This window comes from Salmonella sp. NW645 (assembly GCF_051703725.1).
In the GTDB taxonomy this organism is placed as follows: Bacteria; Pseudomonadota; Gammaproteobacteria; order Enterobacterales; family Enterobacteriaceae; genus Salmonella; species Salmonella enterica.
On sequence record NZ_JAMMKR010000006.1, the window covers coordinates 189,166 to 205,139 of the forward strand.

Genomic DNA, 15,974 nt, shown 5'->3' on the forward strand with positions numbered 1-15,974 from the left:
GTGTAAAAATGCAAAGCGCAGAGTTACAGGGCATCCTGCCGGACAAATTGATTCACATGCTAAATCTGATGCGTTTTAATTTCAATGTTAGGTTTATTTCTGTGCTTTCGCTAGTAAACTGATAAACAGTTAAAATAGTGACATGAGGGACACTGTGGACCCCGTATTTTCTCTCGGCATCTCATCATTATGGGATGAACTGCGCCATATGCCAACCGGCGGCGTCTGGTGGGTTAACGCTGATCGCCAGCAAGATGCCATCAGCCTGGTGAATCAAACGATTGCGTCACAAACGGAGAATGCAAATGTCGCCGTCATCGGCATGGAAGGCGATCCTGGCAAAGTAATCAAATTAGATGAATCTCACGGTCCGGAGAAAATCCGCTTATTTGCCATGCCGGATTCAGAAAAAGGGCTATACTCTTTGCCCCACGATTTGCTTTGTTCTGTTAACCCGACGCATTACTTTTTCATTCTTATTTGTGCAAATAACACGTGGCGGAATATAACGTCAAAAAGCCTGCATAAATGGCTGGAAAAAATGAATAAATGGACTCGTTTTCATCACTGTTCATTGTTGGTTATTAACCCTTGTAATAATAGCGATAAACAGTCCTCGTTGTTGATGGGCGAGTATCGCTCACTTTTTGGCCTCGCCAGTTTACGTTTTCAGGGCGACCAACATTTGTTCGATATTGCCTTCTGGTGTAACGAAAAAGGCGTCAGCGCCCGACAGCAGTTATTGCTGTGTCAGCAGGACGAACGCTGGACGCTATCCCATCAGGAGGAGACAGCAATTCAGCCGCGTAGCGACGAAAAACGTATTCTTAGCCACGTCGCCGTCCTTGAAGGCGCGCCGCCGCTCTCGGAACACTGGACGCTTTTCGACAATAACGAAGCGCTATTCAACGACGCGCGCACGGCGCAGGCCGCGACAATTATTTTTTCGCTTACACAGAACAACCAAATCGAGCCGCTTGCTCGTCGCATTCATACTTTGCGACGCCAGCGGGGAAGCGCGCTGAAAATTGTCGTGCGCGAAAATATCGCCAGTTTGCGCGCCACCGATGAGCGCCTGCTGCTGGGCTGCGGCGCGAATATGATCATTCCCTGGAATGCCCCGCTTTCACGCTGTCTGACGCTTATTGAAAGCGTGCAGGGGCAGCAGTTCAGCCGTTACGTACCGGAAGACATCACCACGCTACTGTCGATGACGCAGCCGTTGAAACTGCGCGGTTTTCAGCCGTGGGATACCTTCTGCGATGCCATCCATACGATGATGAGCAACACCCTGCTCCCCGCCGATGGGAAAGGCGTTCTGGTCGCGCTGCGCCCGGTGCCGGGCATTCGGGTTGAGCAGGCGTTAACATTATGTCGGCCAAACCGAACCGGCGATATTATGACCATCGGCGGCAACCGTCTGGTGCTGTTTTTATCATTCTGCCGGGTCAACGATCTGGATACCGCGTTAAACCATATTTTCCCTTTGCCGACGGGCGATATTTTCTCTAATCGTATGGTCTGGTTCGAAGATAAACAAATCAGCGCCGAGCTGGTGCAGATGCGCTTATTGTCGCCGGAACTGTGGGGAACGCCGCTACCGCTGGCAAAACGCGCCGACCCGGTAATAAATGCCGAACACGATGGCCGTATCTGGCGTCGTATTCCTGAACCCCTGCGATTGCTCGACGACACCGCGGAGCGTGCATCATGATGACCATCAGCGATATCGTGCAAATTATTCTTTTTTGCGCGCTGATTTTCTTTCCGCTGGGGTATCTGGCGCGTCATTCGCTACGCCGTATCAGTGATACGACCCGGCTGCTATTTGCCAAACCTCGTTATGTAAAACCAGCCGGAACTCTGCGCCGCGCTACGAAAGTCAAGGCAGACAAAAAATGACTCAGCATACTCAAACTCCTTCAATGCCTTCTCCGCTCTGGCAATACTGGCGCGGTCTTTCCGGCTGGAACTTCTATTTTCTGGTCAAGTTTGGCCTGCTGTGGGCAGGCTATCTGAATTTTCATCCTTTACTGAATCTGGTATTCATGGCGTTTCTGCTCATGCCAATACCAAAGTATCGCCTTCACCGGTTGCGCCACTGGATTGCCATTCCCGTCGGCTTCGCGCTGTTCTGGCATGATACCTGGCTGCCCGGCCCGCAAAGCATTATGAGCCAGGGGACGCAGGTGGCGGAATTCAGCTCCGGTTATCTGCTCGATCTGATCGCCCGTTTTATTAACTGGCAAATGATCGGCGCCATCTTCGTACTGCTGGTTGCCTGGCTATTTTTATCACAGTGGATTCGGGTCACGGTGTTTGTGGTCGCCATCATGGTATGGCTGAATGTCCTGACATTAACCGGCCCGGTTTTTACGCTGTGGCCGGCAGGCCAGCCAACCGATACGGTGACGACGACTGGCGGTAATGCAGCCGCTACCGTCGCGACAGCGGGCGATAAGCCGGTCATCGGCGATATGCCTGCGCAAACCGCGCCGCCGACGACCGCGAATCTGAACGCCTGGTTGAACACCTTCTATGCCGCGGAAGAAAAGCGGAAAACGACGTTCCCGGCGCAGCTTCCGCCTGATGCGCAGCCGTTCGACCTATTGGTCATCAATATTTGTTCGCTCTCCTGGTCGGATGTCGAAGCGGCAGGCCTGATGTCACATCCGCTATGGTCGCACTTTGACATTTTGTTTAAACACTTTAATTCCGGCACGTCTTACAGCGGCCCGGCGGCCATTCGTCTGCTGCGCGCCAGCTGTGGTCAACCTTCGCACACCCGACTTTATCAACCAGCCGATAACGAATGTTATCTGTTTGATAATCTGGCGAAACTGGGCTTTACTCAGCATCTGATGATGGATCATAACGGTGAATTTGGCGGCTTCCTGAAAGAAGTTCGCGAAAACGGCGGTATGCAGAGCGAACTGATGAACCAGTCCGGCCTGCCAACCGCCCTGCTGTCATTCGACGGCTCGCCGGTATATGACGATCTGGCGGTCCTGAACCGCTGGTTGACAGGGGAAGAACGTGAAGCCAATTCCCGCTCCGCGACTTTCTTTAACCTGCTGCCGCTGCACGATGGCAACCACTTCCCTGGCGTCAGCAAAACGGCGGATTATAAAATCCGCGCGCAGAAACTGTTCGATGAACTGGACGCCTTCTTTACCGAACTGGAGAAATCCGGGCGTAAGGTGATGGTGGTGGTCGTACCGGAGCACGGCGGTGCGCTGAAGGGCGACAGAATGCAGATCTCTGGCCTGCGCGATATTCCCAGCCCCTCCATCACCAACGTCCCGGCGGGCGTGAAATTTTTTGGCATGAAAGCCCCGCATGAGGGCGCGCCGATTGATATTAACCAGCCGAGCAGCTACCTGGCGATTTCCGAACTGGTCGTACGCGCCGTGGACGGTAAGCTCTTTACTGAAGACAGTGTGAACTGGAACAAGCTGACCAGCAATCTGCCGCAAACCGCGCCGGTTTCAGAAAACGCTAATGCGGTGGTGATTCAGTATCAGGGTAAGCCCTACGTTCGTCTGAATGGCGGCGACTGGGTGCCTTACCCGCAGTAAACCGAAAAAGACCGCAAGGTTTCCCCTGCGGCCTGGTTCGGGCGCATGTTGCCATTACGGCGGACAGACGCTCAAAACGCGTTACTTCCTGTCACGTAGCCAGTTGACGATCACACTGGCGATAATGCCAGCAATGATCGGTGCCGCCAGATCGTGCCAGAAGGCCACGCCCAACTGCGTAAGCGTCATATAGCCGCCTTGTTGCAATGGCAACCGTTCGCGGCTATCCTTGATGTGTTGAGGTTCAAGTTAGCCCCCGTCAGGTTGCCAGGTTTATACCAGTCAACGTGCGGGGGTTTTCTCTATCCAGCAACCTATGCCGCCGGGGATCAAGCCCCCGCAACATTGCGCCTCACCGGGTAAACCCGGCTTGCTGCTGATATTACGGCAAAATCCCCGTCCCGGCACGGCGCTAACGTACAATCTGCGTGACGCTTCGCAGACGATTACTTTTATTTGCCAGAATACATTCAGCATTTCTGAGGCTGGCAGTCAGCCGCTCAATTCTGTAAATTATGCCTCCTCGCGGCCAGTCCCGGTGATACCGAAACCCTCGTTCAGCATCCTGCGTCTATGACATATTCGCCTGTTGCGCCAGAGGAATGGCTAAAAGCAGGTATTACCGACGAACTTATCCGTCTTTCAGCGGGACCTGAAGATCCCGACGATATTATTCATGACCTTGAACGCGCCAGCAGAAAAGCAGCATTCTGACGATTGCTCGGCGAACCGCTGTCACCGGTTTGCCGCATCGGGTATCAAGGCACTATAGCCTGGTTATAGGCAGCATTCTTTATGAGAGAGCTGCCTATATTTTGGGCAGGGGGCTCTATGCAGGACGACACATTACCATTAAATAACAGTAACGCTACGACCACACCGCTTTCAACGAGATTACCGTTTACAAAATATGATTTTGGCTGGGTGCTCTTGTGTATCGGTATGGCGATCGGCGCCGGTACCGTCTTAATGCCAGTGCAAATCGGTCTCAAGGGGATCTGGGTATTTATTACCGCTTTTATCATCGCCTATCCCGCTACCTATATTGTGCAGGATATTTATCTAAAAACGTTATCTGAAAGCGAAACCTGTGACGATTATACGGATATTATCAGTCACTATCTTGGCAAAAACTGGGGCGTTTTCCTCGGTGTAATCTATTTTCTTATGATTATCCACGGGGTGTTTATTTACTCCCTGTCGGTGGTGTTTGATAGCGCCTCCTATATCAAAACCTTCGGCCTTACTGAGGCCGATCTTTCGCAGTCTATTATCTATAAAGTCGCGATTTTCGCCGTACTGGTGGCGATTGCCTCCGGCGGGGAAAAGTTATTATTTAAAATTTCCGGCCCGATGGTGGTGGTAAAAGTCGGGATCATTCTGATATTCGGTTTCGCTATGATCCCACACTGGAATCTTGATAATATTTCCGCCTTTCCCGCCGCATCGGTTTTCTTTCGCGACGTACTGCTCACTATCCCATTTTGCTTCTTTTCTGCGGTCTTCATTCAGGTGCTAAACCCAATGAACATCGCCTATCGTAAGCGCGAGCCTGACCGTGTGCTGGCCACCCGGATGGCGATTCGCACGCATCGCATTAGCTATATTACGCTGATTGCCATTATTCTCTTTTTCTCGTTCTCGTTTACCTTTTCGATTAGCCATGAAGAGGCGGTATCAGCGTTCGAGCAGAATATTTCCGCCCTTGCACTGGCAGCTCAGGTAATCCCTGGCCATATCATCCACATTACCTCTACCATCCTCAATATTTTTGCCGTACTTACCGCGTTCTTTGGTATTTATTTAGGTTTTCACGAAGCGCTTAAAGGTATTGTGCTGAATGTATTGAGTCGTATTATGGATGTCAAAAACGTCAACCCACTGTTACTGACATCTGGAATCTGTGTCTTTATCGTGGTGACTCTGGTTATTTGGGTTTCGTTTCGCGTCTCAGTATTGGTCTTTTTCCAGTTAGGCAGTCCGCTTTATGGCATTGTCGCGTGTATTATTCCCTTTTTCCTGATTTATAAAGTAGCGCAACTGGAAAAATTACGCGGCCTGAAAACCTGGCTTATTCTGTTATATGGAATATTGTTGTGCCTGTCGCCGTTATTAAAATTGATTGAATAAGTCGTACCGGAGAGCCATGCCCGGTGGCGCTACGCTTACCAGGCCTACAGGTACGGTGTAGGCTTGATAAGGCGCAGCCGCCATCCGGCATAAAACGCAATTAACTCAGCGGTTTCTGCGGATTTTCATCCTGATCGACGGCAAAGCAGGCCACCAACTGGCCGTCGTACTCTTTAAGCTGCGGCTGTAACTGCGTGCAGGGTCCGAAGCGACGGCTGCAGCGGGCGTTGAAGGCGCAGCCCGGCGGCGGGTTCAGCGGGCTCGGCAACTCGCCGGTCAGCTTAATCCGCTCACGGCGATCGTCCGGATTCAGCCGCGGCGTGGCGGAGAGCAACGCCTGGGTGTACGGATGACGCGGGTTGTTGAAGATCTGGTCTTTCGTGCCCTTCTCCACGCAGCGGCCTAAGTACATGACCATCACTTCATCGGCGATGTGTTCCACCACCGACAGGTCGTGCGAGATAAAGACATAAGACAGCCCCATATCCTGTTGCAAATCCATCATCAGGTTCAGCACCTGGGCGCGCACCGACACGTCGAGCGCGGAGACCGGTTCGTCGGCAATCACTACGTCCGGATCAAGCATCAGACCGCGGGCGATAGCGATACGCTGACGCTGGCCGCCGGAGAACATATGCGGATAGCGGTCGTAGTGCTCGGTTTTCAGCCCCACCTTCGCCATCATCGCCAGCGCTTTTTCACGACGCTGCGCTTTACTCAGGCTGGTATTGATCAGCAACGGCTCTTCCAGAATTTGCCCCACTTTCTTGCGTGGGTTCAGGGAACCGTAGGGGTTCTGAAACACAATCTGAATTTTCTGCCGCCGCAGTTTCTGCGCGTGCGGATCGTGTTTGAGCAGATCCTGCCCCTGGTAATAAAGCTCGCCGCCGGTTGGCGTTTCAATCATCGTCAGCAGGCGGCCCAGTGTGGATTTTCCACAACCGGACTCCCCCACTACGGCCAGCGTTTTACCGCGTTCGAGATTAAACGACACGCCGTCCAGCGCTTTTACCAGCCGTTCCGGAGAAAAGATCCCCTTCTTCACCGGATAGTGTTTTTTCAGGTCGATAGCCCGCAACAGCGGCTGTTGCAAGGTGGCCTCATGCGTGCTCATAGTGTGGGCCTCCCGGCATCATCAAGTGGGTAATGACATTTTGACTGACGTCCATCGTCCAGTTGGTTGAGAGCAGGTTCTTCCGCACGGCATCTGTCCGTGGCGTAGGGGCAGCGCGGGTTAAGCAGACAGCCCGTCGGTCGGTCATATTTCCCCGGCACCACGCCCGGCAGCGACGCCAGACGCGCTTTATCTTGCGCAAACTCCGGCAACGCGCGTAGCAGTGCCTGGGTGTAGGGATGACGCGGCGCGCGGAAAATATCCTGCGCAGCGCCAGTTTCGACGACCTGCCCGGCGTACATGACGATAATTTTGTGCGCCGCTTCCGCCACCAGCGCCAGGTCATGGGTAATCAGCACCAGCGCCATGTTCTCTTTTTGCTGCAACTCCAGCAGCAGTTCAATGATTTGCGCCTGAATGGTCACATCCAGCGCCGTGGTCGGTTCATCGGCAATTAACAGCTTTGGTCGACAGGCTATTGCCATCGCAATCATCACGCGCTGACTCATGCCGCCAGAAAGCTGGTGCGGATAGACATCCAGACGAGAAGCCGGATCGGGAATACCCACCTGGTTCAACAGGTCAATCGCTCGCTGACGACGGGTTTTCTTGTTCCCGCCCTGATGTACCTTGATGGCTTCCATAATCTGAAAGCCAACGGTATAGCAAGGATTGAGGCTGGTCATCGGGTCCTGGAAAATCATCGCCACTTCAGCGCCCACCAGGTTGCGACGTTCCTTCTCGGAAATGCGCTTCAGATCCTGTTCGTTAAAGAGCAGGTTTTCCGCCATCACGCGGCCTGGGTAATCGATAAGCCCCATAATCGCCAGCGAGCTGACGGATTTGCCGGAACCAGACTCGCCGACAATACCGACCACCTCACCCTGCTTCACGCTGTAGCTAATGCGGTCGACGGCTTTGAACGGTGTCCCTTCATCGCCGAAGTGCACCGATAATTGATCTACATTTAATAACGCCATCTCGAACCTCTTACTGCTTCAGTTTGGGATCGAGCGCGTCACGCAGACCGTCACCCATCAGGTTAAATGCCAGTACCGTCAGCAGAATCGCCAGCCCCGGGAAGGTCACGACCCACCAGGCGCTTTGCGCGAACTGCAATACGTCAGAGAGCATGGTGCCCCACTCCGGCGTTGGCGGCTGTGCGCCCATGCCAAGAAAGCCGAGGGCGGCCATATCGAGAATGGCGTTAGAGAAACCGAGCGATGCCTGAACAATCAGCGGCGCAAGGCAGTTCGGGAAAATATTGACGAACATCTGACGCATCGCGCCTGCGCCCGCCACGCGGGAGGCAGTCACATAATCGCGGTTCACCTCTACCAGAACCGCCGCGCGGGTTAAGCGGACATAGTGCGGCAGCGCCACAAACGTCAACGCCAGCGCAGCGTTGCCGATGGAGGGGCCGAAGATCGCCACCAGCACCAGCGCCAGCAGCAGGCTCGGCAGGGCCAGCATAATATCGACCACGCGCATGATGATGTTATCGACCAGACCGCCGAAGTAGCCCGCGACCAGGCCGAGAATAATCCCCATTACCAGCGACAGGACAACCACCAGACAGCCGACCAGCAGCGACAAACGCGCGCCATACATCAGGCGCGAGAGGACATCGCGACCAACATCATCCGTTCCCAGAATATGCGCCCAACTGCCGCCTTCCTGCCAGACCGGCGGCGCCAGCAGCGCATCGCGGAACTGCTCTGCCGGGTTGTACGGCGCAATAAAGTTGGCAAACACCGCAATCAGGATCACGATGAGAACATACGCCAGCCCGACGACCGCGCCTTTATTGCGTTTGAAATAGTGCCAGAACTCCCGCAATGGCGTCATGGGCGCCGGTGCGGCATTAACATTATTTTCAGTAATCTGTGACATGATGGCCCCTTACTTCTTATGCCGAATACGCGGGTTCACCACGCCGTACAGCAGGTCTACCAGCAGGTTGACGAGAATAATCATCGTCGCTACCAGTAACACGCCGCCCTGCACTACCGGATAATCGCGGCGTTGCAGCGCATCGATCAGCCAGCGCCCCAGACCGGGCCACGAGAAGATAGTTTCTGTCAGAATCGCGCCCGCCAGCAGCGTACCGACCTGCAGGCCGATCACGGTGACGACTGGCAGCATGGCGTTACGCAGAGCATGGACGATAATGACGCGCATCCTGGTCAACCCTTTGGCGCGTGCGGTACGGATGTAATCCTCCCCCAGCACTTCCAGCATCGACGAACGGGTCATACGCACAATGACGGCCAGCGGGATTGTACCGAGCACCATCGCAGGCAGGATCATATGCGCCAGCGCATCAATAAAGTTACCCTCTTCGCCCCAGATAGCGGTGTCGATCAGCATAAAGCCCGTCAACGGATTGGTATCATCAAGGAACACCATATCGCTCACGCGCCCGGAAACCGGCGTCAGGTTCCAGTGGACGGAGACCAGCATGATCAGCATCATGCCCCACCAGAAGATAGGCATAGAGTAACCGGTCAGCGCCAGGCCAACAGCAGTGTGATCGAAGATAGAACCGCGCTTCACTGCGGCCAGCACGCCCACCGGAATCCCCACGGCGACGGCAAAAATCATGGCGCAGACGCCAAGTTCCAGCGTCGCTTTAAAGCGAGGCACAAACTCGTCCCACACGGGGATTCGGCTTTTCAGCGAGATGCCTAAATCGCCATGCATCACCCCCCAGATATAATGGAGGTACTGCTGCCACATCGGTTTATCAAGACCGAGTTCAGCCAGCAGTTGAGCATGACGCTCAGGGGAAATACCTCGCTCACCCGCCATGATCATCACCGGATCGCCGGGGATCATGTGGACAAAGGCAAAGGTGAGAAGGGTAATACCGATAAACGTCGGGATAACGAGTCCCAAACGTCGGAGAATGAACTGCAACATAACCCGAATTCTCTCTCATGACCCACGGCCTGGAACCGTGAGTCTGTATTGCTCACAAATCTTATCCCACGCAAACTGCATCGCGGATAAAGCATTACGCCGGATGGCGCTGCGCTTATCCGGCCTACACAACACCGGGGCGCAGCGCTCTTTTAATTATTCGACAGAGACGTTTTCGAAGTGATGTTTGCCTAATGGATCAACCACATAGCCTTTAACTTCTTTACGCACTGGCTCATAAACCGTGGAGTGAGCGATGATCAGCGCTGGCGCCTGGTCATGCATCACGACCTGGGCCTGTTTATAGAGTTCAATACGCTTGTTGTGGTCATCGGTCGCACGCGCAGGCTGAATCAGGTCTTCAAACGGCTTGTAGCACCATTTTGAATAGTTGGAGCCTTGCTGGGCGGCATCGCAGCTGAACAGCGTGGCGAAGAAGTTATCCGGATCGCCATTATCGCCGGTCCAGCCCATCATCACCGTCTGGTGCTCGCCATCTTTAGCGCGCTTGAGGTATTCGCCCCATTCATAGGTGACAATTTTGGCCTGAACGCCAATCTTCGCCCAGTCCGCCTGGATCATTTCCGCCATACGACGCGCATTCGGGTTATAGGGACGCTGTACCGGCATCGCCCACAGATCGATGGTGAAGCCTTTTTCCAGACCGGCTTCTTTCAGCAGCGCCTTCGCTTTTTCCGGATCGTAGCCGTAGTCTTTAATATCGTCGTTGTAGCCCCACATTGTCGGCGGGATCAGGTTTTTCGCCGCAACGCCCGCGCCCTGATAAACGGCTTTGATGATGGCCTCTTTATTCACGGCATAGGTCAACGCCTGGCGAACTTTGACGTTATCCAGCGGTTTTTTCTGTACGTTGTAGGAGAGATAACCCACGTTCAGACCGGCCTGCTCCATCAGGTTGATGTTTTTATCTTCTTTCATGCGCGCAATATCCGCCGGGTTCGGATACGGCATCACCTGACATTCGTTCTTCTGCAGTTTGGCGTAACGCACAGAGGCGTCAGGGGTGATGGAGAAGACCAGACGGTCGATCTGCGGCTTCGTGCCCCAGTAGCCGTCAAAAGCTTTGTAGAGAATGCGGGAATCTTTCTGATATTGCACCAGTTGGAACGGGCCAGTGCCGACCGGGTTCAGATCCACTTTTTCCGGCGTACCGGCTTTCAGCATGTTGTCAGCATATTCTTTAGAAAGAATAGAGGCGAAGTCCATGGCTAAATCGGCAAGGAACGGCGCTTCCGGACGCGTCAGCACAAACTGCACCGTGTGATCGTCTACCTTCTTCACTTCGCTAATCAGATCCGGCAGCCCCATGCCTTCAAAGTATTCATAGCTGCCGCCAGACACTTTATGGTACGGGTTCTGCTCGTTTTTCTGCCGGTCAAAAGAGAACACGACATCATCGGCGTTCAGCTCGCGCGTGGGTTTGAAATCCTTGCTGGATTGCCATTTCACCCCTTTACGTAGGTGGAACGTATAGGTTTTACCGTCTTCGCTGATATCCCACTTCTCAGCAAGACCCGGGATCACTTCCGTGGTGCCGGTTTTGAATTCAACCAGACGGTTATAGATAGGTACGGAGCTGGCATCATAGGTGGTGCCAGACGTAAAGAGCTGTGGGTTAAAGCCTTCCGGCGAGCCTTCTGAACAATAAACCAGGGTTTTGGCCTGCACGCTGGCTGCAACGGTCATGGCCACCAGGCTCAAACCAAGCTTCAGCATCCCTGACTTCTTCAAGGAAATACTCATTCTTCTGCTCCAATAATTGTGATGTATGTTGTTTTGCCCTTTGCAAAGGCTTTTACCGCCCGGCCTTTTTTGTTTTTTACCTGGTCAGGTCAGTAGTGAGAGGTGGGGATTCCGTTCGCATAATCGACTGAGTTGCAGTGCGGATTCTCCATAAAATGCCCCTCATTCCCTACAATCTGTCAATAGAATGTCAAAACGTCAATACAGGTAACCAGCTTTTACAACAACGGTGAGAATTAACAAACAAAGATTAAAAAAAGTTCAGAAGGGTATTTTCAGCAGGGAAATTTGTGCTATGGGCAGAAAGGCAGAGTTATTCACTTAATATTTTGCAACAGTTAGTGATTAACAATTAGCCATTAATTGAAAAATTTCTTTCGATATGTTGATTATCTGAGCGATTAATACCACTAACGCTAAAACGCACAGGCGAAAATGCTGAGGTTATCCATAAGCCGTGTGCAAAAAAGAGTTATCCGGACATTGAAAAACACCATCGAATATGTCACAAAATTGTAAATAAGTAGGCCGTCGTGCGGCCTACCGCGATCACAAAAACTAACTTTTGACCCTGGCCTGCGTGCGCTTTTCGCTCCAGTTAAACAACGAGTTCACCAGAATCGCTGTCAACGTCCCCGCTGCCATGCCGTTGCCAAAGACCATCTGTACGCCCGCCGGGAAATTCTGATACAGGCCGGGTACCAGTATAGGTAGCATTCCCATGGCCAGCCCCATCGCCAGCGCGTAGGTTTTACCCGGCGTATGCAGTGGCTCACGCGCAATCATATCAATGCCGATGACCCCGATAATGCTGAAGACAATCACCGCCGTACCGCACACCACCGAACCTGGCAAACAGGTCGCCAGACGTACCAGCGGCGCGAATATGGCAATCAGGATTAACAACCCTCCGGCAGCCGCAGTCACGAAACGCGATTTCACATTAGTGGTGCGTACCACCCCAATATTTTCGCCGGAGGTGATAATTAAGGAGGTGCCAAAAATCCCCCCCAGCAGCGACATTACCGCATCACCACGAATGGTGCGTGGAATCGCCTGCTGCACATTTTGCGTAGAATTGACTATTTCCGCGGTCGCAATCGTTTGCCCGGTTGCTTCAGCCATAGAGATGACCGCGTAAATCAGTAACGGCAGCGAGGCGGAGAGATCAAAAATCGGCCAGCCGAACGGCAAAAGCTGTGGGAAACTAAACAGCGGCCCGTGACCAACACCGCTAAAATCGGTGCTGCCCAGCGCCATTCCCAGCAACGTCCCCGCTAAAAGGCCGAACATCACCGCCAACTGGCGCAAAATACCGCTAAACGCCAGCGCGAAAATCAGCGTTATCAGGATAGTCCCCAGCGATAAAATGATACTGGTTGGATGAGCGAAGTCGGCGCTCCCTGGCTGGCCAATGATCAACCCGCCGTACAGGCGAATAAGGTTAATCGACACCATTAGCAGCATGATGCCAATGATAAAGGGGGGAAAATGGTGCAGGCAGCGGCGGAAAATCGGCAACGCGATAAAGTAGAACAGCGAGGTCAGAATTACGGCGCCAATCGCGGTCTGGATATTGGTCTGTAAAGCGATCGCAACGAAAATCGCAATCGGCGCGCCCCCCGGTACCATAATAAACGGCAAACGCGCGCCCACCCCTTTCACACCCAGGCTTTGCAAAATAGCGCCCAGACCGCACATCAGAAAGGTCGCGCTAAGTACCGAGGCGGTCACCGTATCGGTAAAGTGCAGCGCTTTGGCGATCAGGAAGACGGAGGTAATGGGGGTGGCGGCAACGACCAGCACATGCTGAAGCGCCAAAAGTAAGGTGGTTTGCCAGGGTAATGCATCGTTATCCGGCGTAGTAAGGCCAGGTTGCGGCATGATTAACTCCCATAAAACATCAAAAAAATAACCGCCAGCGCGGGCTGGCGGTCTGCATTATTTCAACCAACTAATGGCATCAGCGGCATAGCGATGCGCACGGAAGGCGCTGTTCTGTTTTCCAGGAATAATGCCTTTACTGAGGTGCTCCGGATATTCATTAAAGAACGGAATGACATATTCCCATACCGTTTCGCCTTCCGGGGTGACTTCAAACAGGCGGCCAAACGCCGATTCACAGATAAAGGTGTTGCCGTTCGCCAGCCGCTGCGCGCTCCCCATATACGGCGAGAAAAACGCCGGCGGGAAGATATCGCGATACTGCCAGGTAATCGCTTTGGTCTGCGGATCGAACTCCAGCACCGTGGAGTGCGGCGAGGTGACGCCGGGACGCAGGTTGCCGTTATCGAAAACCAGAATCGATCCGTTCTCCATCTCAACCGGCGTGTGCTGCTGCGCTACGACTTCCGGCCCTGCATGCCAGATAACCTTCCCGCTCTCTTTATCCACGGCAATGACACCGGAAGTGGTACGCAGGCTCATCAGTACCAGGCCATCACGGGTGACGGACAGGCCGTTAATCATCGGCCAGTGGCGGCGATCGAAAATATCATGAATCGGGAAATCTTCCGGATTCAAATGCTCCCAGGCACGCCATTCCCAGACCACTTCACCGTCGCGATTGACCTCTTTGACGACGTCGCTCTGAATCACGCCGTCCGGCGCATCGCGGCGTGGGTCGCCGCCGGTAACACGGGCGGCGATATCGGCAGGTAACGGCGACGCGGCGGTATACAGCAGGTTACCGTTTTCCAGCCACTGCGCATCGTGGTGATGGTAAATATCTTCGTAATGCCAGACGATTTCGTTATCCGGCGTCACTTCGTAGAAGTCGCCGCCGTGCCAGAGATCCCACGCCGGATAGAGGTTCGCTGAAGTGCGGTGGCTGCCGTTATAACCCAGATTACCGTTCGGCAGCAGCACTGCATCACGCCCGGCGCGAACCGGAAGCTGCCACTGATGCGCGACTTCGCCCTGCTCGTCCACCAGGTAAACCCGCCCTTCGGCGGTTTGCGGCGCAAAAAGCGTATAGCCGCCAAAGCTCTTCGCCTTATCAGCGTAGATAAGGCCCGCCAGACGGCGTCCAAGGGTGAAAGTCGAATCCTGAGTTAAGTGTGCCACATCGCCTCCTGAGGAATAAATTTGCGCCAAAATACCCCATTAAAACGTTTTAATGAAGAGTTTTTTACGATCCTCACCGAAAAAAAGCAAACGTTACCGTCTGGTAAATATGCTACCCTGTGCGCAAACTTTCGAAGGTCAGGAAGCAGATGGCTGTTCAAAATAAAAAACGCGCAAAGTTGATTGATGTTGCCCGCCATGCAGGCGTGTCGCCAGGGACGGTATCCAATGCCTTGCACAACACCCGCTTTGTCGAGCCGCAGACGCGACGGCGTATTGAAGAGGCCATTGTTGCGCTCAACTACACGCCGAATATTCGCGCCCGCCAGTTGCGAACCGGCAAAACCAATACCATTGCCTTGCTCTCTTCGGTGCCGCTGGCGATTGCCTCCGGTGCGTCACGACTGGGATTTATGATGGAGGTGGCGTTAACGTCCGCGATGATGGCGCTGGAAAAACAGCATGCGCTGATTCTGGTGCCGCCGGGGGCAAATCCACTGGATGCCGTCAGCTTTGACGCGGCGATCCTGATTGAGCCGGCGGAGAACGACCCGCAGCTCCAGGCGCTGGCGCAAGCGGGCATTCCCTGCGTCACCATTGGCCGCACGCCGGGCACCGACACGCCTGTGCCGTGGGTTGAGCTGCACTCGGCGGCAACAGCACAGCTTCTGCTAACGCATCTGGAGGCCTCCGGCGCCAGCAAATGTGCGTTATTTGTCGGTAACACTCGGCGAACATCAGTTCAGGAGAGCGAAGCGGCTTACCAGCGCTGGTGCGCGGGGCGCCAGGACCCCGTCGTCTACTCTCTCAATGAAAGCGAGGGTGAAAATGCCGGCTACCAGGCCGCGCAGCAGCTATTACAGGCGCATCCCGACGTTGACGGCGTGCTGGTGCTGATCGATACCTTTGCCAGCGGCGCGGTACGCGCTTTTCAGGAACAGGCAGTAGCTATCCCGGAGCGGATGCGCGTGGTCACCCGCTATGATGGTATCCGCGCGCGCGAATCGCTGCCGCCGCTGACGGCAGTGAATATGCATCTTGATGAGGTGGCGCGACAGGCAATCACACTATTATTTGATTTGCTGGCGGGCAAGAAGGTCAGTCACAGCGACGGGATCATGCCTGAACTGGTGGTGCGAGCGTCAACCTGCTGGCGATAGAGGATGACTCGCCACTGCGTGGCTCGCCCTGCGGGCCGTTGCTGACGCAACGTTCTCTCGCTGCGCTCGAGTCGAACCTCTTGCCCCCGGAGGTTCTCATCCTCGTCAGGCTTCAGATGCAAAAAACCCTGCTCGTTGAGCAGGGTTTCTGAATTTGGTCGGTGATAGAGGATGACTCGCCACTGCGTGGCTCGCCCTGCGGGCCGTTGCTGACGCAACGTTCTCTCGCTGCGCTCGAGT

Annotated in this window: 13 protein-coding genes, 1 other RNA gene and 1 pseudogene; 6 read left to right on the top strand and 9 right to left on the bottom strand. The window is 54.1% G+C overall.

Annotated elements, in window-relative coordinates; all coding sequences use genetic code 11:
* The first annotated feature begins 142 nt into the window (after positions 1 to 142).
* From bcsE to bcsG, 3 genes are read left to right on the top strand one after another with little or no spacing between them, the layout of a single operon-like run.
* Entirely contained in the window at positions 143 to 1,714 is a 1,572-nt protein-coding gene (bcsE, locus tag NA389_RS14605) for a cellulose biosynthesis c-di-GMP-binding protein BcsE (RefSeq protein ID WP_001205759.1), read from the top strand.
* Positions 1,711 to 1,902, top strand: a complete 192-nt coding sequence (gene bcsF / locus NA389_RS14610; protein WP_000988321.1) for a cellulose biosynthesis protein BcsF — start codon at positions 1,711 to 1,713, stop codon at positions 1,900 to 1,902. Before bcsE ends, bcsF begins: the two co-directional genes overlap by 4 nt.
* Positions 1,899 to 3,578, top strand: a complete 1,680-nt coding sequence (gene bcsG / locus NA389_RS14615; protein WP_000192022.1) for a cellulose biosynthesis protein BcsG — start codon at positions 1,899 to 1,901, stop codon at positions 3,576 to 3,578. The genes bcsF and bcsG overlap by 4 nt, the downstream gene beginning before the upstream one ends.
* Positions 3,579 to 3,659: 81 nt before the next feature.
* Here bcsG and NA389_RS14620 read toward each other — a convergent pair whose 3' ends face one another.
* Entirely contained in the window at positions 3,660 to 3,767 is a 108-nt protein-coding gene (locus NA389_RS14620) for a type I toxin-antitoxin system toxin Ldr family protein (RefSeq protein ID WP_001537650.1), read from the bottom strand.
* 372 nt (positions 3,768 to 4,139) lie between these two features.
* Between NA389_RS14620 and NA389_RS14625 the strand changes: the two are divergent.
* Both NA389_RS14625 and NA389_RS14630 read left to right on the top strand, forming a co-directional pair.
* Positions 4,140 to 4,292 (top strand): annotated as a pseudogene (locus tag NA389_RS14625) (PLP-dependent transferase); the annotation flags it as partial.
* A gap of 117 nt (positions 4,293 to 4,409) precedes the next feature.
* Positions 4,410 to 5,708, top strand: a complete 1,299-nt coding sequence (locus NA389_RS14630; protein WP_001150175.1) for an aromatic amino acid transport family protein — start codon at positions 4,410 to 4,412, stop codon at positions 5,706 to 5,708.
* Positions 5,709 to 5,808: 100 nt separating this feature from the next.
* Here the strand turns inward: NA389_RS14630 and dppF are convergent, their stop codons facing one another.
* From dppF to NA389_RS14665, 7 genes are all read right to left on the bottom strand, one after another.
* A complete protein-coding gene (dppF, locus tag NA389_RS14635; protein WP_000103558.1) occupies positions 5,809 to 6,822 on the bottom strand; it encodes a dipeptide ABC transporter ATP-binding subunit DppF in 1,014 nt (337 codons plus the stop codon).
* On the bottom strand, positions 6,819 to 7,802 hold the full coding sequence (gene dppD / locus NA389_RS14640; protein ID WP_001196503.1) for a dipeptide ABC transporter ATP-binding protein: 984 nt from the start codon (positions 7,800 to 7,802) through the stop codon (positions 6,819 to 6,821). The genes dppF and dppD overlap by 4 nt, the downstream gene beginning before the upstream one ends.
* 10 nt (positions 7,803 to 7,812) lie before the next feature.
* Complete coding sequence (gene dppC, locus NA389_RS14645) at positions 7,813 to 8,715, bottom strand: dipeptide ABC transporter permease DppC (RefSeq protein WP_000078396.1); 903 nt, start codon at positions 8,713 to 8,715, stop codon at positions 7,813 to 7,815.
* Positions 8,716 to 8,724: 9 nt separating this feature from the next.
* Entirely contained in the window at positions 8,725 to 9,744 is a 1,020-nt protein-coding gene (dppB, locus tag NA389_RS14650; protein ID WP_000938843.1) for a dipeptide ABC transporter permease DppB, read from the bottom strand.
* Between the two features lie 156 nt (positions 9,745 to 9,900).
* Entirely contained in the window at positions 9,901 to 11,508 is a 1,608-nt protein-coding gene (gene dppA / locus NA389_RS14655; protein ID WP_000028049.1) for a dipeptide ABC transporter periplasmic-binding protein DppA, read from the bottom strand.
* 558 nt (positions 11,509 to 12,066) lie between these two features.
* Positions 12,067 to 13,392: a uracil-xanthine permease family protein gene (locus NA389_RS14660; protein ID WP_001136076.1), complete on the bottom strand. Its 1,326-nt coding sequence runs from the start codon at positions 13,390 to 13,392 to the stop codon at positions 12,067 to 12,069.
* Positions 13,393 to 13,449: 57 nt separating this feature from the next.
* A complete protein-coding gene (locus NA389_RS14665) occupies positions 13,450 to 14,574 on the bottom strand; it encodes an aryl-sulfate sulfotransferase (protein ID WP_079917066.1) in 1,125 nt (374 codons plus the stop codon).
* A 149-nt stretch (positions 14,575 to 14,723) separates the two neighbouring features.
* Between NA389_RS14665 and NA389_RS14670 the strand changes: the two genes are divergently transcribed.
* Positions 14,724 to 15,734 (top strand): LacI family DNA-binding transcriptional regulator, encoded by a 1,011-nt coding sequence (locus NA389_RS14670; protein ID WP_079916556.1) that lies wholly within the window; start codon positions 14,724 to 14,726, stop codon positions 15,732 to 15,734.
* On the opposite strand, the gene NA389_RS14675 is transcribed toward NA389_RS14670, so the two are convergent.
* Positions 15,723 to 15,852: non-coding RNA, RtT sRNA (locus NA389_RS14675), on the bottom strand. The two genes, NA389_RS14670 and NA389_RS14675, sit on opposite strands and share 12 nt — an antisense overlap.
* Positions 15,853 to 15,974: the final 122 nt, after the last annotated feature.